The following is a 20,030-nucleotide window of genomic DNA, read 5'->3' on the forward strand; positions in this document are numbered from 1 at the left end:
ATGACTCCAAATTAAACATGAATAATTAAAGGGAATTGTCATTCCTTGTAGAATATCAAATTTATCGATTTTAATACAAGGAGTGTTTATATTGAAGGCATTCTTAACCTTAGATAATGCAAAACTTGAGATTGAAAAGGCGGAAGGGTATATTAATGATTTGAAAAGATTCATAGGTATAGTTGAAAATTACAATGCTGATACGTTTGAAAAAAAAGTAATTAAAGAATACGCAATATTAGGTAGTACAACCAAAGTTGCCACAAAGTTAAGCGATGAAGGTTATAGATATGAAACTGGTAGGAAGTATAAACCAGAAGATATGACTGAGATTATACAAAGTAAAAATACTATTGATGAGCTTCATGTAATAGTAAAAGATATTCAAAAGAAAAATAAAACTAAAGCTAATAGAAATTGGAACTGATACATCTATCTATCAGATGGGTGTTTTTACTTTGTAGATAATATTAACAACTCGTGTATAAGTGTGTGAATAGTCTGGAAATTAATATTGATTAGTGGGGAATATTAATGTTTACTGTAGATGAAAGTATTAGATAACTGTTGAAGTAGTCTTTTTTTGTCTGTTTTAATATAAAAAACCGTCCATTTTCATGAACGGTGTAATGTTAAATTAAAATTTTTGAACATTTGCTGCTTGAGGGCCACGATTTCCATCTTCGATATCAAATGAAACTTCTTGACCTTCTTCAAGAGATTTGAACCCGTCGCCTTGAATAGCTGAGAAGTGAACGAATACATCCTCTCCACCTTCAACTTCGATAAATCCAAAACCTTTGTCTGCATTAAACCATTTAACTTTACCTTGAGCCATTGTGTTTCCTCCTGTGTGGATACTTCCACATTGTATTACTATTCTTGCTCAAAACTACTACTTTAGGATGAAAAGCATATATATGATATTTTCTTCAACGATAATAATAGGAACAACAATAATGGATCTAACTATAACATTTTTAACGTCAATTGCCAAGGTTAATTAACAGAAAGTTTATTAGATAAAGTACTCTCAATAAAGAATCCATTTTATTATCAAACCAATTCTCCATAAGAAATAAAAACCTATCAAAATGTAGTGTGTATAGAGGGGAGCGCTCCTCAATAACTCCGGAAAGAGCGTTTTCAGAAGGATTTACACCTAAAGGTTCTCATAGTAACCTAGAAGATCATCTGTTAAGTAATACCACTGCAGGAAATTTTGTATCAACGAGTTCGAGTAAGAATATAGCGGAGAGCTTTGCTGGGAAAAATGGATATGTTTATGAAATTAAGACATCGAATTTTATTGATGTTAATAATATTCTTGGTTCTCGTTCACCTTTCCCAGAACAATTGGAGCATTCATTTCCTGGGGGCATTATGCCGAATGAAATAATTGGTGCATACGTAAAGAAGAATGGTGTACTTACAGGTGAATTTATTCCTAACCCTTTTTTTAGGAGGTGATATTTTTGAATAGCGAAATGAAAACTATAAAACTGAAAAAAAATGAATCGGATATAATTGAGGGAGCTTTGAAGTTATGTGAGGAATCTCAAGATGATGAAGATATGGTTTTGGTTGAATTAACCGTTAATGGCAATTCGATTAGTTTCCAAGATGAGAATTTTTTCCAAGCATTTCAAGCCTTTAGACGGCATTTAGAAGAACATCATATTCAGGTTATGTGTAATGGGGCTGCCATAAATGTTTATCCATCTCCAATGCAATTATCAATGGGGGTTGGACGTTTAGCATATAAACTAAATGTTGGGAAGCAAGCCACAGCAGAAGATATAGTTGATATATTTGGGTATCAAGAGAATTTAAAGTTCGTGAGGATTGACGAGCAGTTAAATTATTATATTAAATGGTCAAAAAGTTTAAAATCATAGTGCTTTTAGTTGAAAAAGTGAATATTCATAACAAAAATTTAATTTTAATAGGATACCTTTGAGGAGTTTGATATGGAAATATTTTTTTACAAAGTAAATGACGAATTTGGATGTTTTTCAAATTTTTCTCCACATGGATTTGAATTTGATGGTGTATGGGAAGTGATTCAACCCCCAGTAAACAATTATCCTAATTCAATTAGTCTGTAAAACGTATTCTTATAAATAAATATAGATTACTATTGATCCCAGAAAAATATAGAGTTTTTTCAAAATAATTTCCTAGAGCAAACTCTGGTAAATAAATGGTGTCAGTATTCCTAGTAGCTATGCGAGTTGCCTGATTTTTCATTCAAAATAATCTTATTGCAGCTGCATATCTTAGTGAAAATGTTACAGAAATATGTATAATCTCTTATACTAAGCTAATTGTGAGATGTTTATATTAAAAAATTGACATATTTGTTACAGACATTTCCTAATCATAGATATTATTCTTGTAAAGTAATATTATAGTTTATGTTATAAAAATACCCATTATGTGTAATGTGTTGAAAGTATAATTCGAATTTATACATATGCTAACTTATTGTATTTAATAGACACTGAGATACGGAGCAAGTATTCTTGTGGACTCAATATTTAGCATATTAATAAGATATTTCAAAATATGTATAACAAAAGGCTTTCTAAGAATACACAATGGTATTTTTATAATAAAAACTTTTAAAATAGGAGAGAAAAAAATGAAAAACAAAAAACTACTTTTTTCGTTAACTTGTGTTGGGTTTTTATTGACTGGCACGGTAACAAATGTAAGTGCCAGTGAAGAAGATTCTCAAGAAGCTGTAATTCTTAAAAACCTAGACGAGAAATCCAAAGAAGCAGAAGAACTTCTTGAATTAGAATTAAATTGGGATCGAGAAAGTATAGAAGGCTTTATTGACGATGTCAACCAAATTCATATTGATGTAGAAGATTATATGTCTTCCTTGTCGACTATGACAAAGGAAATATATGATTCAGTTGAATATGACGAACTACGAAACAATTTAGACGAATTAGATTTAAAATCAGATTCTTTCTCTCCAAAAGCGAAAGCAGCTTCTAGTTGGAGATACGGGGACATTTTGTACTACGGTTTCGGTAGTGATAATGCCATAGGGGAAAAATCCTATACAGGACATACTGCTGTACTTTCAACAACTGATTATTATGTGATTGAAGCTTCTAAAACTGCAAGCAGTGGTAATAAAGTACACCATTGGAATAGAAGTAACTTATGGGATGGTGCTAGCGGAATAAAACAATACAAAGTAACCACTAAGTTGGGGACTAACGCGACAGCTTCTGAACGAGAAGAAGCTGTAGAATACGGATTAGAACAAGTAGGAGAAGAATATAGAATAAAAACAGATATTTGGTCAGAAGATGAATGGTACTGCTCAAAATTGACTAACGCTCAGTGGGACTCAGTTGGATATAATTTGCAATCTTCTAGAGCGTTTCATATTGATGGATTACTTGCAGTTATTCCTGCAGATATTGTAGTAGATGCTAACACTCGTTTAGTAAAAGAGTGGGATACTACACTACCAACAAAATTTTAATTAGATTAGGTGAATTATGAAAAATAAAAGAGCACTTTTTTTCACAATTATTGTTCTAACAGTTATGAGCTTATTGCTGGTTATTCTTTTAAGTGGTACAGAAAAAAGCAATACCCAAACAAAACGCATTGTGATACACGGAATTGAGGATTTTATTCCAAAATCTTTAAAAGGCGATGAAAAAGAATACCTGCTGTTTTATCCAAGAGATACTAGAAGTGGTCAAGATAATACAATTATTAAGCAGGTTACGGAGAATGGCAAAGTGGTTCAGGAATATGAAATTGTTGATGAGAGTTTTCGTAGAATGTATATGCATCAAAAACCCAATAATTTAAATCAGCTTTTCATTTCTTTATTTGGAGAAGCTACAGTTGATAACTATTATTATACTTATGATATTTCTAAACAGCAGTTTGAAAAAGTTGACCTCCCGTATTTTAATTATGAAGTTGGCGTAAATCATATTAAACATTATGGTGAAGACGTTCTTTTCGAGACATTAGTGTCGCATCGTACGGGCGATCAAAATTATAATGCTGAGACTAATGGATTCAATGTGTCCATTTCGAACTATTCTAGAAAAAAAAGTTTTGAGACTGAATATGGTCATGCACCTAAATGGAGCCCTATGTTGAAATTCCAGAATAAAATTATATATGGGGTTGCTGGCCAAGTAAAACAAGGAATTTACGAAAATCCAGGTATTGGCTTGATTGATTTAGATCAGGAAATAGTGGATTATGAACAGTTTGATGGTACAGCGAACGATCTATTTCCGATATACTCTACTAATGATCACGCATACATTTTAGGGAATAACGGGAAACTGTTTGTCTATGACAAAAACTTTCGTTATAAAGTAAAAGAACCATTTGCGGATATTCCTCCACAAGATATGTATTACATTGAAACTGGCGGCTCATTATTGTTAAATGAAAAAGAGGCTCTATATAGTGTTTATAGTGTAAAAAAAGGATTTACATTAGGGATTTTAACTTTCGATACAGATCCAACATTTAAAGTATTAAATAATGATTATCTAAAGCAAAAAAATAATTATGAAATTCTATATCTTGATCCCATTATAGGTAATATCTATTTGCTTGAAACCGGTGAAAACGAAGAGAACATACTAATTATTAATGACGATAATTATGAGATTGAAAATAAAATTCCAATCGAGTATAGTCATTTGTTGGACTTTATAGTTGAATTAAGAAAATAGACACAATTACTGATAGGGCATCTAGATTTAGGTTAAATTTATAATCTATCCAAGTAATATTGAGACTGTCTGGTAAGTCTTCTAAAAAAGTAAAGCATCTAATAAAAACTGATACTTTTTTTATTAGATGCTTTTTCTGTGCTGATGATTTTATTCTACTTCCTCCAATTTATATTATAATAATTCTATTAAAAATATTTCTGAGAATATTTGAGCATTAAGGTAAGAATAAGAAATAATAACCACTAAATTTATCGTAGTTAATATTACTTTGGTTGGTAAAATAATGAATTTAGTGATAATTGCGTATTAGATTTTTGAAAATTAATCTTCTAATAATAGTTGAGGAAATTTGGATGAAAAAAAACAGATTTGCAATTTGTATTTAGAAAAATATTAAAATTAAAGGGTTGTATATTTACAATGGCATACTATATTTTGGAGGATGGAATGAGTTTATATTGTATCGGTGATCTTCATGGAAGATATGATTTATTTACTATGGCTTTAGATAAAATAAATTTTGATCATGGTAAAGATAAAATGTATATATTAGGTGATGTTCTTAATAGAAATTATGGTGCAATTAAGATAATTAAATATATTATGCAGTATCCAAACTCATTTGAATTTCTAATTGGTAATCATGAACTACATTTTATAGAAAATGAGAAGGCTTACGATGCTTTTATGCTTGATGAAAATATTAAGCAAAGAGAAAAAACGTACAGTCGATTATTAATAACAAAACAGTTAAAACTTGGGCAAGTCGTTCACTCAAAAGAGAGAAATTATTAGATCATATTTTAGATTTAATAATGTATTTAAATTTTGATGAAAAAAATATATAATATACATTTCGTCTTAAGAAATACAAGTAGTATGTATAAAACCAAACCATTTGTAATAGAATTGTTAGAACTTGATAAAGATGATTATATGGCATTGAAAAAATATATAGCATCGAGAAGTCGTGAAAAAAAAGTTTCATGCAATGGTAATGAATTTTTGTTAATCCACACCACACCGCCTTATTCTAGGCGCAAACTAAGACATTTTCCGGATATGGAAATAAATAATCAATTTGTTATCTTTGGTCATATTCCAGTAGCACAAATTCACCGTGATCTAAGTACCGGAAATTTTGACTTTAATTACAAAGAAATACTTACATATGTAGATAGGAATAATAACCATTATTTTAACTTAGATATGAGTGGTAACACTGCTGGGGTTTTAAGGTTAGATGATTTTGAAGACTTTTATGTAACGAAGTATAAAAGAAACCCAAAAACAAGAATAGAATCTCCTACAATACCAATGAATAAGAGAAACATTGGTTATAAAATGGTAGACGGCGTTTTTTTGCACATGGATATAAATAAGTATGAAATAGATGAATATCAAATTTATGAAGATGGTTTTAGTTTTATTACATATAAAGATTTTTGTATGGAGTATCTTATTGGCGTGAATAAGGACAAGAATGAAATACTTGGAGAATACTATATTAGAACACATAAACATATGATACCTGAAGGAGTAGAGGTTATAGAGTATGATGTCGAAAATAAAATAGTTAAGACATTATTCTTCAGAGGGGAAGTTCATCTTTTTTTGTAAAGGAATAAGTTAAGAGCCTATTTTCGGTGTTTATGCTCAAATAAATATTTTTCAATTTTTCAGGAGTCACATTTAAAAAAACAGAAGAACCTGCTTTTAATTTCAAAATCAACTAATATATTACTTTATATCATAGTATTGCCATATATGATTATATAATTTATACTTATTATATAATCTTTTGTTTATATATTTTGAATGGCAATCAATCTTAGTTGATTAGCGGGAAATCTATTAATTACTATTTATAGCGGTCTATGGGTCGTTTGGTTACACACTATATTTATTGTGTTTATCAATCGATCTCATGGGCCGCTTTTTGCATTTCTACTAATTAAAAAGGGGGTATTTGTATGTCACTTTTAGTTCTATTACTTGGTTCTATTACTATTGGTGGAATAACTGGATTTGTTTCTCATTTAATACGTAATAGGAACAAAGTAATAAAACCAAGGAAATTGAAGTATTCCAATGATTTGGGTTTCTGGGCAGATGTTATCTATGGGTCTATGGCTGCTGTATTTGCAGTAACCTATTTACTACCCGAACCTCAAGATGGTAAAACGTTAATTGCATATTCTATTCTTGCTGGAATGTCTGCACAAAGTGTTTTACTTCATAGGAAGATTGATACAGAGCAAACTAAAAGCAAGCATTTGCAAAAGTTTGAGGAAATCGAGAATACACATCTAAAAGTTGTCAAGAAAAGAGAAGATGATGAATAAAGGAAGACACTTATCTAGTCTAGTTAAGAGTTGTCAATACATATTAAATTAAAGAAAAACATGGTACAATAAGGATACTAGTAATTAAACGAATGAAAGAAGGTGGAAAACATGTCTACAGAGGTAAGACTCAAAGACGTATTAACACCACAAGAATTACAAGAAATTGAAGCGTTAAAAGAAGCAATGAGAAAAGCTCCTAATAAAGCAGAAGTAAATGGGATTGCAGAAGAAATCTATTCAATCTATAACAAGGTTCAAATGCGATATGTCGCAGAAGAAGAAATGAACAGTACTCAAAATGAAACATCTGTTTCTATAGCTTACTAATAAATATATATTGCATGGATGTAAAGCGATTCTGGAACTAATGAGTTCCAGGTCGCTTTTTTATTTCTAAAAACTTTTGGAGGGGATATTATGTACGGTTTAATGATAGACGGAAATTTAACAGAAGAGTTTCAAGTTGTACAAATCTTGAATCTCAAAAGTGCTATTAATCAAGCAAATTACTTAATGGAAAACACTGCTTGTGATGACGTGAAGGTTGTGCAGCTTCAAGCTACATTCTCTCATAATAACAAGAGTATAACTGGGAAAGTGACTAATCGAATTTATAGTATTGGAAGTGAAAGACATCAATACTTGTTAGTCACCACAGCCTACAACAAAGTCATTAAGGTTAAAGCAAACAAATGTGTCTTTAAACCAATGGAAAATGAAGTCGATGAGTATTCGCTATTTATCGTCTAATAATCAATAAGGGGGATCATTATGAGCAAATATATTCAGAACTTCTTTAATGAAAAGGTAATACCTTATAAAATGTTTGAAATCAAAACTGATAAAGCAGTGCATTTTATAGATAACGAAGAAGTTATTGAACTAATTAGAAATTGTTCTGAACATGAACAAAGAGCTATTGCCTATATGCTAAAAAAAATTGACTTTAAGAACGGAGATGTTAATCATTTTTTAGAACATTTGGCATTTGGTTATGTCCTTAACTCAGAAAGAGGAATATGTCGCAAAGACCAATTACACCAATAATATATTCAATTAACTTATTTAATTAACATTTACATGGGATTTTAGGGCGACTAGCATTAGGCTGTTGCTCTTTTTATTTTCTAATAAAAGAGGGGGAGCTTTATTGAAAACAGAACAATTAGGTATTAATTTTGATGTCCCAGAGGTAACTATAGAAACAGAAAGGGATTTACTCAAACGACAAAGTAATCAGATTGAGCTATTACCACTTAATGAGTACGACCATGTAATTGTTCAATTAAGTGCAGGAAAAGATTCAATGGTAGTCTTATGGAAACTACTAGAGTTAGGTGTACCAAAAGAAAAGATAGAATTGTGGCATCAGGTAGTAGATGGAAGGTTTGAGGATAAAGTTGAGCTCTTTGATTGGCCATGTATAGAAAGCTATATCGACAGTGTAGGCAAGCTTTATGGTATTCAAACATTTTACCAATGGAGAGAAAGTGGAATATATGGTGAGATGATGAGAAAAAATTCATTATCTGGTGATGTATTCTATGATAATGGTTCAGAAGTGAAACGGTTAAAAACTACTAGAGGAAAGAAATCTACTAGATTAAAGTGGCCAGCTGCAAGTGCTGATCTGAGAATTCGCTATTGTTCAGCATACGTAAAAATCGATGTAGCAAGACGTGTGCTTAATAATGATCCACGATATAAAGGAACCATTGACAACCCAAAGAAAATCCTTGTTTGTAGCGGAGAAAGACGTGCAGAGTCTGCAAATAGGGCTAAATACAACGAGTGTGAAGTCCACCCATCAAATACAATGAGTCGAATTTGTCATACTTGGAGGCCTGTGATTGATTTTTCAGAAGAAGAAATTTGGTCATATTATGAAAAGAGAAGATTTCTCCCAGCACCTCCATACTTATTAGGTTACAACAGGACATCATGCTTCGGATGTATTTTTTCAACAGCAGATTTATGGGCTATTTGTAGAGAGATTGCTCCTGAACGATTTAATCATTTTGTCAGACTAGAGAAAGAACTAAATTTCACAATCGATACTAATAGGATACCGCTAGAACAAAAAGCAGATATGGGTTCTTTGAAACGCCTACCCAAAGATAAAAGGGTAAGTAAGTGGGTTCAAATGGCTTTTTCAAGAGCCTTTAAACCAGAGGACTTAATTACAGAAAAATTCGAGCTTCCTGCAGGCGCTTTTAATGGAGGGGCCGAAGGAGGACCATTATAGGTGGTTTTGTTTAATAATTTGAAGGGTGAATTATACAACTACTTTAAAAGTGGCTATTTAATAAAGTAGCGTCATATTAATTATCAAGATAATACAATATCTATTGAATTTGCTCATGTTACGGAGGCAGAAGATAAATGAACAATAATAGCTTATATACAAAAATAGGCTTTTCTAAAAATTTTTCAGCATGTGGACGCTGGCAATTTTGTAATTTAGGAGAGAATGAATGCTTTTATATCGTTAACAATATTGATCCAGAAGTTGCTGAAGGTTGTTTTTGTTATCAGAGAAACCACAAGATGATAGATTCTAGTAATAATAAAAAAGAAGGTAATGAATCATTGGAACCATCATTACCATTCAATAAATCAGGACAATTAAGCATGTTTTAATCTATAAATCATTTATCTATGAAGAACTAAAAAAAATCTTTGGTCCGAACAGACTATTATTTTGACCTTTATCTAGTTTTACAACTCACATTCATTACAAATCTAGATTGTTAATCAACGAAATGGAAAACAAGAGAGGAAGGTAACAATGGGACTTATAATAATATTATTAATTGTAGGGGCATTTCTATTAATATCATCCATTAAAAATCTCATAGCGAGAAAAGAAATAGCAGCGTATACATCGATGGGCTTTAGCTTAATCGTAATTGTGGTTACTTTGTTGATGTTACCATTACTTTAAAGTAATTTTAATAACACCCTCTCATTTGAGAGGGTGTTTTGTACTTGAATATCAATAAAATAACAAACTTTATTTAAATCCTATAAAATAATTAACCTGCTGATAGTCCGAACAGACTATTGTCTTAAATCTCAAATAATTAGATAATAATAATATAGTTTTTTTATTTTTATTTTGTATTAGCTATCACTCGATGATATGCGGGTTATTTTAACAATCTATAAATAAAGCAGCCTATGAGGCTTAGTTGAATCACACTATAAGTGTGCCTACTAATCCTCGTATGGCTGCTTTTTTATTTTGTTTAAAAAGAAATCCCAATTTTTTGATGATGGTTAAAACTAAAAATCAATTTTTAGGAGGACAATTATTATGAGTCAATTTAGAATTGCTAGATCATTTGAAGGGTTATGCTCATTACAAACAGATGATTTATTAACAGCAATCAAGACTGCTAGTAATTACGAAGCAGACTTATATTTGAATGGAGTACTCATTTTTTCACCACTCGGCTATGAAATGGAGTACAACAAAAAACTACTTCAAAGATATGGAATTTCTGTAGGTGTTGTCAATGGCTCTTATCACTACAAGTATATGGATGAATCTTTAAACACTACATCTGTATTTGCTAGCTTTTACCCTTATTTATGGGATGGAAAAAAGCACCTTGATGTACATGTTTTTGATTACAAAAAGGGAAATGCAACAGAATTTAAAAATTTCGAAGAATGTATTCAGTTCATCCAGCTTTGTTACACAGGGGAATATGAAGAAAGAATCAATATCATAAGCTTTCTTAATAATGAATGTGTAACAGCTAAAATAGGTGAGTTAAATAGAGATCTTTCTGTACTCAACCGTGTTGGATGAACTTATCAGGGTAGATTTATTAATAATATTATGAATTGGATCAATTGCGATTCTAAATTATGGATATTTGGAGGAATTAATATGTGTAATGTTAAAGTGAAATATACAGTATCTTATGGTGAACCTTGCGGTAATATGAATAGAACTAGACAAACCTCAGAAGTTGTTGATCGTATAACGAATGAGCTGGTGCTTTGGTGTAAAGAGGCATCGCGTGAAGGAGTGTGGGATGTTCTTGATAGAATTTACCGACACAATCAGCGAGTTGTAGGTATATTACTACATGATTGGGAGAATGCAACTACCTAATATAATGATAAAGGGTTTGTGTTTTAATTATATATTTCAAATAGGAATACAGAAAAAGACTAATCTATTACATTGTGATTAGTCTTTTTCTTATGTATTTACCTAGTGGAGGTTAAATTCAATGGATAATTTGCAAAAGAAGCTAAACAACATAATGGAACAAGCTAAACAACTAGAAGCAGCAATACTACATTCTTTTCTGTGCATTGAAAAAAATGGTATAGCGGAGATTGAAGAAGAACATTTAGACATCATGTATAAGCATGTTCAAAATATCTTATGTAATTGTAGACAAGAGAAAGATACCAATTAAACAGTAGAGGGCGAATGGGTTTTAACCATTCGCTTGCTCTTATAGAAGGACCATAATTACTCTCAAATAAGGAGGGAATCTAAATGACCAACAAAACTAAGGATTACACTTTTCTAATGTCATCTTTAGATTCTATAAAAGATGATTACGACAAGTTGCTCGGAATCGTAAGAAAGGCTAATATTAATAATCCTAGTATCACATGGACTTGGTTGGTATTGCCTTTTCTCAGAGCATTATTCAACTATAAGCCATTATTATCTAAAGACGACGCTTCTTCATTACTAACTAAAGTGATGTCATCATCATTAATGATTAACTCTGGAATTGTTCTATCAATTCTAGATATATTTGTCGTAAAAGAAATTTCGTTTTCAAACAATCTATTTTACTGGATTGTATTTTTACTAACTTAATGATTCCTTATATCAGTGCAGCTCCTTTTAAATTTAGCACGCTATATGATTATTTAGTTGATTTAACAAAGAATTCATCCACACAGGTGGATTCTCTATTCAACAACATTGCAGAAAAAGATAAAGAAATAGCTGCTTTAAGAGAGGGTTCAAAAGAACTAAATAACAGCATGCAAACTATAGAGATTGCATACAAGAATCAAACCAAAATGATTAATCACGTTGTAAAATCTTTAATAAGAATTTCCTCAAATCAATTTAATAAAGATGATCTAATGCTAGGTATCGACTATTCTCTTTTTGAGTTAAAAGAGGACAAGCTCATTTTACGAGCAAGTCATGGTTTGACACGAACCCCAGATGAGATCGATCTAAATAAATTGAAAAAACGAGAAGAGGACTGGGCAGTTATTTATGCAATGAAAGATGATGATGAAGATTTTTGGGAAGATGAATCCCATGGGAGAAAAGTTTTCGCAAAAAGATTTAAAATGGAGGATAATACTATATATGTATATAGTTTTCATTTTCATGAGAATCAAACCGAATATCATGATATAATATACTCAAAGGATGTATTAAGAGTTCTTTATGCATTAGTTTGTCAATGGCATTGTAGAACTTCGGAATTTGAGAAAGGGGAGAGAACTCATGGCTAAAAAAGTTAAACTAATTACTTCAGAAGAAATACTCCAAAATGCTAAAAATGCCCGTGAAAAATATAATTCTGTTATGAGTAAATACCCGAATAATAATAACGAAAGAAGTCTTTCTGAAGATGTAATAGAATTTAGAAAAACTCTAAATACTTTAAATGATGTTCTAGCTAAAAGAGCATAAGATAAAATAAGAGATTCTGTGAAATACTTCGCAGAATCTCTTATTTGTTGAATAACCTTTTCCTTTTAGGTATAAAATCTAAATATAGATTAGTTTTAGGGGAGAGGTTTTGTGAAAAATAACGATAAAAAAATAATTCCTATTTCTAAAAGACCCCGGAGAGTGAAATTAAAATCAAGTGAAGAAGTTTTAGAGGAACTTCAACAAAAAAGAGCAGAAGCTATGGACATAATAAACAATTCTAATAAAAAAAATACATAATTAATTTATGTATATATAGATATATAGGTTCATTTTTCCTGTATTTCTATTTTTTTCTTAAAAAGATTTATAATCATGCTATAATTACTGTAGTATAAAAAACACCAGGAATCCCCTGCTAAATTGTATGAAAAGGGTTGAAACATAATCCGAATTTCATACGTTTTAGCAGTTTTTTTTGATAGGGGGTAGTTAATAGAATAATACCTACATTATCTGTCTTTTATAATTTTTATTATATCTAGATCTTTATTAGGTAGGGGGAATGAGTACAACTTGGATAGCAAAAACCTAGATTTAGATAAGCAATTCATGAATAGTTGGATTAATAAGATCGTTTTTCAAGTTTCTCAAAGAGCTAATTTAGAAATACTGTATACTGCAGGAATCAACCGTAAAAATGAAAAAGTGTTAATGTTCTTGCTTGATTCTCCAGCTGCATTAATCATTATTGATTATGATGTCTTTGTATTAAAAGCAGATGAAGGTGATGAAGCACTTATATCGGAAATGGTTATTGTAGTTGAAAAATGCATGAAGCAACTTTTTCATGGCGGTGCATACTTGGAGTACAGAATTATAAATATCTAATATTTTATATATTCCATAGAACAATGATAAAACAATAGAAAATACGAAAGAGTACATAAGAAAAAAATAAAAAGGTAATGTAGGTAAGAAATATGGATTAAAAAGAGGGATAAAATGAAAAAAATCTCCATTTTATTTGTGACAATTGTGCTGTTTTTTACTGGATGTCAAGAAACCTCTGATACCTCCATTATGACATTACAAGAAGTGTTGTCTGCACTTGAAGAAGAGCAATTATCACTTAGAGAAATTGATATAAGTAGTAATAATATTTTTGGAATGAAGCTACATGGAACATTACCCTCTTCATACAATATAGATGGGAAAACATTTTTAATTTATGTATTTAGTTCTACAGAAGAACGTGAAAAAGGTTTGGAAGATTTTCGAAAAAAAACTGAAGATAGCAATACTGTATCTTATAAGGTGTATGAAGTGAAAAACATGTTATTCTTTTATGTGTTTGAAAGTGATTTAAGCGAAGAAATCAATAACAAAATCCAAAATGGTATAAGTAAGTTAACAGTAGATTAGTTATTATAAAACTAGTTGAATCTAATAATAATCCTCAATATACTATAGGATTAAAACCATAACTACATGGACCAGTCCCAGGACTCCGATCTACAAAGGTTAACAACAATATTGTGTTGTTAAATCTACAAAATATAAAAGACAAGGATTATCTGGATATTAAAATTTTCTGGAGCTGGGACTTCTAATAAGGGAAGTAGTCTACAAATAATAAATAGTTAAGAACTGGGTTCCGTTGTCTATTTGACTTTGACACTGACAACTTTTAACCCCAGTTTTTTCTTTGCCTTCTTTGATTGTTTAGCGAAGCTACTTTTTTTCTTACTCATTTTTTTCTCCTCCTTTATTGTACCATTATCTATAAAACTGCTTTTTTAATCATTGTAGCCAACTCCACATCATTTTAAACTAAATACTCATCATTATTGTACTAACCTCTTACCCCCTCACATATGTATCTATTAATTAGGAAAACTGGAAAAGTAACCATGAGATAATATAGAAGAGAGGTCGTAAGAATGTTTAACGAACTTACCCCTATATTTCAAGAAATTGATAATCACTCTAAGACTAACTCAAATCCTCAAAATAAAATGTCTCCCACACAACCATCAACCAAGAGAAAAATTAGATCTGATAAAGGACATAATGTAAAGTTCCCAGTATCTTCAGAATTACAAAGACAGTTCAAGACTTCTAGAAAACGGTGTTTAACACTCTTTCCAGAATTTAGAGATAAAATTAAACAGACCAAATACAATACCTTATTATTGAGTTATGCCCTAGATCATTTGGACATAGTTGATTGGGACTTGCCATACTCAGATTCACTTCAATACATGCATACTCAATTACCTGAATATCGGTATAAAGAAATAGGAGGGTTATACGGTATTGCCGATGAACATAATTTATCGTCTCGAAAATGTGTTTATATGATGGTTGTTTCTGCCTTAAAGGAGATCGAAAGAACGGAGGCATACTATGAAATCCTACAGCAAATTAGAGCTGCTAAAAAGTAAAATTAATGGTACTGAATTAACAGGCTTCTGGAAGATCTTAAAACCGAACTATGATTATATCGAAATACAGATTCCCTACTATGATTACCTGAGGGGAGAAGTATTTATATCAGATATTAAGATGTTAGAAGATGATGCTGATCTTGATATTGGCAATCTCATTGCTATGGTGTTGCTTCAATTTTTACAAACAGTTAGAAAGGGCTGTGATCTAAAGAAACTAGGCACTAATTTGTTATTAAAAAGGGACAAGTATGCGTATAGAGAAGATCCTTTCCCAGCTGAAGAATTGGTAAAACAAGATGAAACTTCCTGGAGTCTTGAAGTCGTGGGAACTGACAAAAGAAAAAGAGCTAAGATGGCCCATATTAAACTTAGAGTAAAAACATCAGAAATATATCGTTGTGAAGTGTTTCTTCATGATTTGTCTCAAATAATTGATGATTTTGACTTGAGTACCGAAGAATTAATTGCCGTATTATATATGGATTACATGACTGAATTAAAAGCAAAAGGAAATAATCCAAAAACAATTCAACAAATAGTAAGAGCTTATGAGTATTACCAAGAAAAGCGTTTAATTTGAGTAATAATTAAACCTAATGGTTAAGGCTATAAGAAAACATGATCAACTTAAATATATACTACTAATAAGAATACCTAAAAAATTTAAATTGCTCCTAGTGATAAACGGAGCTTATTTTCATTTGTAAAACTTGATTAATTCTTACTTTATTTTTTAACTTCCTTTCGTAAATTTTTATACCTTTCTTTTCATTTATCAAAACAAAGTAACAATGCTTATGGGAAAGTTAACAGTAGATATAAGTATAATTAACTTGCCACGTTATCCTTAACAATGATATATTTTATATCATATTAACAAAAAATGATCAGAATTTGATATAATATGTATTAAAGGGAGGTAGATATAATGAAACAGCAGATTTCTGTAACTCGTTTAGCTGAGATGGTGCAAGTACATCGAGGTGAAAGAACTCAGGAAAATATTGCAAATCTTACAGGGATTAATCGACAAGTAATTGGGAGAATTGAAAGCGGGAAGCATATCCCTTCAGTTCCTCAGTTAAACATTTTATTAGAGGTTTTGGATATTAATTTTTCCGACATTTTAGAAGAAAAAGAACAAAGTGTTTTTGTTGCTATGATGGGGGAAGCAAAAACCGAGGAAGAAAAAGAAGGATTTGAAAAAATGATCTCAATGATGTTATGTCTAAGAAAGTACGAGAGATTAAAGGGAGTTTTTAATGGTTAAGTTAGTAACACATGATGTTTTTCAAATTAAGTCTCTTGTAGTAGAGAAAAGGGGCCAATTAAGTGTCGGAATGGGTCCCATCGGAGATAACATTTTTAAGTTGGCCAGAAAATTAAACATTAAAATGGTCTTTCTTCCTATCATCAACTCTTCAAATTCATCGAATAGCTTTTCAGCGTTATACCTTAAGTCTAAAGAAAGCACAAAAGAGATTGTATTTATTGGATTAAATACATTCCAAACATATGATAGACAAATATTTTCTATAGCTCATGAGCTATATCACCATTGGACAGATACAACTTTAAGTGTTTGTCACATGGATGACGAACGTTCACAGCTGGTTGAGTTAAAAGCAAATCGTTTTGCTGCTGAATTCTTGCTCCCAACTGAAACGCTTCTTCAAGAAATTGGGAATAAAACCTGTGGAGAGAGAAACTTATATGATTCCACATATTTAGGGTTACTTCGTTTTATAGCATTACTTCACTGTGATTATCGCTTACCTTACACTGCGATTGTTAGGCGTTTGTTTGAAGAAGATGCCATCACTGTGGAACAATTTGATAAATTAAAACAAGAGAAGCCAAGAAATGAGGATAGCACATATTACAAGGTTGGGTTAAGTCAGAATAAAGTAATTTTTGAGAACTTAAACAAACGTACTAAGAATATGGGAGTAGATGGAGAAAATCTTGATATGATGATTGGATTTCTAGAAGAAAATATGATTACACTAGAAGAATTATCGGGTGATCTATCGTTATTCGGCAAGAGTTTATCTGATTTTGAATTAGAAGAAACAGTAGACCAAGAAGACTTAAAAGAGTTAGCGGAGTTGTTTGAGGGAATGGAAGAACATGAAGCTTAATGTCGTAGACTTGTCTTCTGTTAATCCGTCGTTGGTTTCTTTAATAAATGATTTTAATCAGATTCTGCCTGTTGACGCTAACTTCTTCATACCTTTTGATCGTTCATCTACTTCGAGACAAATGAAGTCTATTCCATTCGAATTTTTTAAAAAGTATTGGGTAAATCCATTATTTCTAACATTCCCTCATATTGCTATTCATGAAGCGGTTTATGATGAAGTGACTGTCTCCTCCGAATCTAAGAGGTACATAGATACACAAATATCTACTTATCAGCAACCATTCCTTCTCAAGGATCAGGATTTTAATCCCCAGGAGGAAATTACACGTTCTTCAATTGAAGCTCGAATTTCTAAATTTACAAACTACGAGCCTGAAAAAAACAATAAAGATGATCGAGGGGAAGTAAAATCCTTAGCACATATTGCAACAAAGGGGTATTTGTATTTTTGTTCCCATGATTCAAACGCTTTAAAGTTAATTGAAAAAGCAGATGAATGGGAAACAAACTTAGAAGAGGTTAATGCGATAAGAACATTTGAAGTGTTATATTATTTATTTAAATGTAATCCTAATGCTAAGGCAAAAAAGGCGATTAGAAGTTTTTATAAATACCTCTATTATACTACTAATTCTGATAAGGGGGTTAACCCTTCTTGGGATAAATTCAAAGAAGGCATGGAGTTATTATACGGGGAAATTGTACAAGGATGTCAAGATTTTCCGGATATATCAATTAATTCTGAAGTATATTAAATCGCTCAAAATGTATTCTTGATTTTCAAACTATTTTCAACCCGCCTTATGGTTGTACTGCACACTCTAAATTAGAAAGTGGAAATAACAAATAGGTTTTAAGCGGCTTTAGTTTTTCCATAGGCTAAGGCCGTTTAATCGTTATTCGTATTTTTACTTATTAGAAAATAGTTATACTTATCTATCGCAAAAGAAAGATCCTTAAATGTCTTATATTTATGTAAATAATATTTCTCACATTTCAGTATTCCCCAGAAGATCCCATAAGTCCCTATATCAATAAACAGACCAACTCGTGACGCTTTGTGTCATCTCCACCGCATCAATTTTTTTAGAGGTGTACTGGAACCCCCACGGTCACTATAGATAAGTGACTGTTCCCTAGCTAATTGAACTATAGCTTGGTCAGGTGTCTTAAAGACATGTCGATTATTATTTGAATGTTCTAGATCATAGCTTATAATTGATCCATCATAAAGGTCACGAATTGATTTAATCGTGCAATCCCAACGATTTCACAAAGGAGATTAATGTTTAAATTCTCGTTCTGCTGAAGTTCCTGAATAACGATGTACTTATCCTCAAATCGGATTTGGCTTATTCTCGTCTCCTATATAAATACTCCCCCATAAGTATCCAGATTTTTATTTTTTTTAATAACTACCTAAAAGGGAGCATATCAGATTAGGACCGAGTTAAGCCAACTTGAAAGCTAAGTTTGTAGACAATAATTATTGTTCACAAGTTAACAGTGAAACTTATTCATCCAAACTATCAATTGCACGTATTGCTTGTTCGTCAGTTGAATTTATATATAAGGTGGACGTTTCAGTAGAGCTATGACCAAGCTGACGCATCAAATCATATACCGAGTTTTTCTGTGCATACTCTGTAGCAAATGTATGACGCATTTTATGAGGTGATAGCTTTTCATCTCTATAAGCTTCAGTATATTTCATTATTAGCTGTTGAATTGCTCTTACAGATAACGGTTGGGCAGCTCCTTGATAGATTGTGAGGAAAAAGTACTTTTCGCTTTCTGGAGCCTTGTAGCGTGTTTCGCGAATCTGTTTATAATCCTCTAGGAAAGGAACAGCAAATTTTCTAAAAGGAACAGTAGATTCCTTGCTGCCTTTCCGGAGAACGGATAATTTTCTCATTTTTAGATTGACCGATGGTACAGATAGGTTGGCAAGTTCAGACACACGCAAACCAGATGCAAGCAAGAGGGCAATGATAGCTACGTCTCGTTCACGGTCACGTTTATAATACACTGTCTTTTGTTTTTGCCCAGCTATCGTAGTCGCATATTCATCAGCTACAAAATTAATAAAGTCTATAATTTCTTCTCCGTGGAGTATTTTCTCACTAATTCGCTTAGCACGTGCATCCAATGTTTCAGTTTTCTTTGTCATCTTTACTTTAGCCATGACGTTACGATAGAAATAGCATTCACCTTCATCGTCTTCTGTACGTTCAGTAAGAAATTTAAACAATGACTTTAACGAGCTCTTCTTACGATTTATTGTTTCATCTTGCAATTCAAGATCCTTTAGATGTGTAAAAAATCCATTTGCTTCGGATAATTTAAGTTTTTCTAAAGTTGAAAGGGGGATGTCCTTAATATTTTTAGCATCAGATATACCCTCAACTATTAACCATAAAAAGAACTTTTCAAAGTCATGTAAATACCCCAACAGAGTAGAGGGAGAAACGTTTCCTGAAAACATATCATCTTTATATTCTTCAATGTAACGTGGGAAGGATTTTAATTTTTCTTCTACATTATTTTTATGTAATCGCTGTTGACGTGTAAGTCGTTCACGTTTTGCCAAGATGTCACCTCATTTAATAGGCTAATAGGGCATTTTATTTTTAACAAAGGCCTATATAACCATTGTCGATTTTTGTCGAATCTATGCGTGAAATACAATTT

General features: G+C 31.4%; 31 protein-coding genes. 29 read left to right on the forward strand and 2 right to left on the reverse strand.

What is annotated here, in order from left to right:
• The first annotated feature begins 91 nt into the window (after positions 1-91).
• Complete coding sequence (locus JM172_RS13710; protein WP_214482931.1) at positions 92-427, forward strand: recombinase family protein; 336 nt, start codon at positions 92-94, stop codon at positions 425-427.
• A 210-nt stretch (positions 428-637) separates the two neighbouring features.
• Here the strand turns inward: JM172_RS13710 and cspD are convergent, their stop codons facing one another.
• Positions 638-838 (reverse strand): cold-shock protein, encoded by a 201-nt coding sequence (cspD, locus tag JM172_RS13715; RefSeq protein ID WP_214482932.1) that lies wholly within the window; start codon positions 836-838, stop codon positions 638-640.
• A 263-nt stretch (positions 839-1,101) separates the two neighbouring features.
• Here cspD and JM172_RS13720 point away from each other — a divergent pair, with 263 nt between their 5' ends.
• From JM172_RS13720 to JM172_RS13855, 28 genes are all read left to right on the forward strand, one after another.
• Positions 1,102-1,470, forward strand: a complete 369-nt coding sequence (locus JM172_RS13720) for an enterotoxin A family protein (protein ID WP_214482933.1) — start codon at positions 1,102-1,104, stop codon at positions 1,468-1,470.
• 5 nt (positions 1,471-1,475) lie between these two features.
• Positions 1,476-1,898 carry a hypothetical protein gene (locus JM172_RS13725; protein ID WP_214482934.1) on the forward strand — a complete coding sequence of 141 codons (423 nt, stop codon included), beginning with the start codon at positions 1,476-1,478 and terminating at the stop codon, positions 1,896-1,898.
• 72 nt (positions 1,899-1,970) lie between these two features.
• The gene (locus JM172_RS13730) at positions 1,971-2,108 is read left to right on the forward strand and encodes a hypothetical protein (protein WP_214482935.1); all 138 of its coding nucleotides are present in this window, start codon (positions 1,971-1,973) and stop codon (positions 2,106-2,108) included.
• 536 nt (positions 2,109-2,644) lie between these two features.
• Positions 2,645-3,508, forward strand: a complete 864-nt coding sequence (locus JM172_RS13735) for a YiiX/YebB-like N1pC/P60 family cysteine hydrolase (RefSeq protein ID WP_214482936.1) — start codon at positions 2,645-2,647, stop codon at positions 3,506-3,508.
• A gap of 16 nt (positions 3,509-3,524) precedes the next feature.
• Complete coding sequence (locus JM172_RS13740) at positions 3,525-4,736, forward strand: hypothetical protein (protein ID WP_214482937.1); 1,212 nt, start codon at positions 3,525-3,527, stop codon at positions 4,734-4,736.
• A 450-nt stretch (positions 4,737-5,186) separates the two neighbouring features.
• The gene (locus JM172_RS13745; RefSeq protein WP_214482938.1) at positions 5,187-5,534 is read left to right on the forward strand and encodes a metallophosphoesterase; all 348 of its coding nucleotides are present in this window, start codon (positions 5,187-5,189) and stop codon (positions 5,532-5,534) included.
• Between the two features lie 114 nt (positions 5,535-5,648).
• Positions 5,649-6,359 (forward strand): hypothetical protein, encoded by a 711-nt coding sequence (locus tag JM172_RS13750; RefSeq protein WP_214482939.1) that lies wholly within the window; start codon positions 5,649-5,651, stop codon positions 6,357-6,359.
• Between the two features lie 353 nt (positions 6,360-6,712).
• Entirely contained in the window at positions 6,713-7,084 is a 372-nt protein-coding gene (locus tag JM172_RS13755) for a DUF4257 domain-containing protein (protein ID WP_214482940.1), read from the forward strand.
• Between the two features lie 111 nt (positions 7,085-7,195).
• Positions 7,196-7,414, forward strand: a complete 219-nt coding sequence (locus JM172_RS13760) for a hypothetical protein (protein WP_214482941.1) — start codon at positions 7,196-7,198, stop codon at positions 7,412-7,414.
• Positions 7,415-7,504: 90 nt separating this feature from the next.
• The gene (locus tag JM172_RS13765) at positions 7,505-7,837 is read left to right on the forward strand and encodes a hypothetical protein (RefSeq protein ID WP_214482942.1); all 333 of its coding nucleotides are present in this window, start codon (positions 7,505-7,507) and stop codon (positions 7,835-7,837) included.
• 21 nt (positions 7,838-7,858) lie between these two features.
• A complete protein-coding gene (locus JM172_RS13770; protein WP_214482943.1) occupies positions 7,859-8,134 on the forward strand; it encodes a hypothetical protein in 276 nt (91 codons plus the stop codon).
• A gap of 103 nt (positions 8,135-8,237) precedes the next feature.
• Entirely contained in the window at positions 8,238-9,332 is a 1,095-nt protein-coding gene (locus JM172_RS13775) for a phosphoadenosine phosphosulfate reductase domain-containing protein (RefSeq protein WP_250886670.1), read from the forward strand.
• 137 nt (positions 9,333-9,469) lie between these two features.
• Entirely contained in the window at positions 9,470-9,727 is a 258-nt protein-coding gene (locus JM172_RS13780) for a hypothetical protein (RefSeq protein WP_214482944.1), read from the forward strand.
• 148 nt (positions 9,728-9,875) lie between these two features.
• Entirely contained in the window at positions 9,876-10,031 is a 156-nt protein-coding gene (locus JM172_RS13785; RefSeq protein WP_214482945.1) for a hypothetical protein, read from the forward strand.
• Positions 10,032-10,403: 372 nt separating this feature from the next.
• Positions 10,404-10,904, forward strand: coding sequence for a hypothetical protein (locus JM172_RS13790; RefSeq protein ID WP_214482946.1), 501 nt, complete (start codon positions 10,404-10,406; stop codon positions 10,902-10,904).
• A gap of 81 nt (positions 10,905-10,985) precedes the next feature.
• Positions 10,986-11,213, forward strand: a complete 228-nt coding sequence (locus JM172_RS13795; protein ID WP_214482947.1) for a hypothetical protein — start codon at positions 10,986-10,988, stop codon at positions 11,211-11,213.
• 121 nt (positions 11,214-11,334) lie between these two features.
• Positions 11,335-11,526 carry a hypothetical protein gene (locus tag JM172_RS13800; protein WP_214482948.1) on the forward strand — a complete coding sequence of 64 codons (192 nt, stop codon included), beginning with the start codon at positions 11,335-11,337 and terminating at the stop codon, positions 11,524-11,526.
• An 83-nt stretch (positions 11,527-11,609) separates the two neighbouring features.
• A complete protein-coding gene (locus JM172_RS13805) occupies positions 11,610-11,942 on the forward strand; it encodes a hypothetical protein (RefSeq protein ID WP_214482949.1) in 333 nt (110 codons plus the stop codon).
• Positions 11,942-12,601, forward strand: coding sequence for a hypothetical protein (locus JM172_RS13810; protein ID WP_214482950.1), 660 nt, complete (start codon positions 11,942-11,944; stop codon positions 12,599-12,601). Before JM172_RS13805 ends, JM172_RS13810 begins: the two co-directional genes overlap by 1 nt.
• A complete protein-coding gene (locus JM172_RS13815) occupies positions 12,594-12,782 on the forward strand; it encodes a hypothetical protein (RefSeq protein WP_214482951.1) in 189 nt (62 codons plus the stop codon). Before JM172_RS13810 ends, JM172_RS13815 begins: the two co-directional genes overlap by 8 nt.
• 111 nt (positions 12,783-12,893) lie before the next feature.
• Positions 12,894-13,043 (forward strand): hypothetical protein, encoded by a 150-nt coding sequence (locus JM172_RS13820; protein ID WP_214482952.1) that lies wholly within the window; start codon positions 12,894-12,896, stop codon positions 13,041-13,043.
• Positions 13,044-13,319: 276 nt separating this feature from the next.
• Positions 13,320-13,634, forward strand: coding sequence for a hypothetical protein (locus JM172_RS13825; protein WP_214482953.1), 315 nt, complete (start codon positions 13,320-13,322; stop codon positions 13,632-13,634).
• A gap of 114 nt (positions 13,635-13,748) precedes the next feature.
• Positions 13,749-14,168, forward strand: coding sequence for a hypothetical protein (locus JM172_RS13830; protein ID WP_214482954.1), 420 nt, complete (start codon positions 13,749-13,751; stop codon positions 14,166-14,168).
• 518 nt (positions 14,169-14,686) lie between these two features.
• Positions 14,687-15,190 (forward strand): hypothetical protein, encoded by a 504-nt coding sequence (locus JM172_RS13835; protein WP_214482955.1) that lies wholly within the window; start codon positions 14,687-14,689, stop codon positions 15,188-15,190.
• Positions 15,153-15,776, forward strand: a complete 624-nt coding sequence (locus JM172_RS13840; RefSeq protein ID WP_214482956.1) for a hypothetical protein — start codon at positions 15,153-15,155, stop codon at positions 15,774-15,776. Before JM172_RS13835 ends, JM172_RS13840 begins: the two co-directional genes overlap by 38 nt.
• Positions 15,777-16,124: 348 nt before the next feature.
• Positions 16,125-16,466, forward strand: coding sequence for a helix-turn-helix transcriptional regulator (locus JM172_RS13845; RefSeq protein ID WP_214482957.1), 342 nt, complete (start codon positions 16,125-16,127; stop codon positions 16,464-16,466).
• A complete protein-coding gene (locus JM172_RS13850; protein WP_214482958.1) occupies positions 16,459-17,337 on the forward strand; it encodes an ImmA/IrrE family metallo-endopeptidase in 879 nt (292 codons plus the stop codon). The genes JM172_RS13845 and JM172_RS13850 overlap by 8 nt, the downstream gene beginning before the upstream one ends.
• Complete coding sequence (locus JM172_RS13855; protein WP_214482959.1) at positions 17,327-18,094, forward strand: hypothetical protein; 768 nt, start codon at positions 17,327-17,329, stop codon at positions 18,092-18,094. The genes JM172_RS13850 and JM172_RS13855 overlap by 11 nt, the downstream gene beginning before the upstream one ends.
• A gap of 758 nt (positions 18,095-18,852) precedes the next feature.
• Here the strand turns inward: JM172_RS13855 and xerS are convergent.
• Positions 18,853-19,929, reverse strand: a complete 1,077-nt coding sequence (gene xerS / locus JM172_RS13860; protein WP_214482960.1) for a tyrosine recombinase XerS — start codon at positions 19,927-19,929, stop codon at positions 18,853-18,855.
• Positions 19,930-20,030 lie beyond the last annotated feature (101 nt).

This window comes from Bacillus sp. SM2101, assembly GCF_018588585.1.
Classification (GTDB): Bacteria; Bacillota; Bacilli; order Bacillales; family SM2101; genus Nanhaiella; species Nanhaiella sioensis.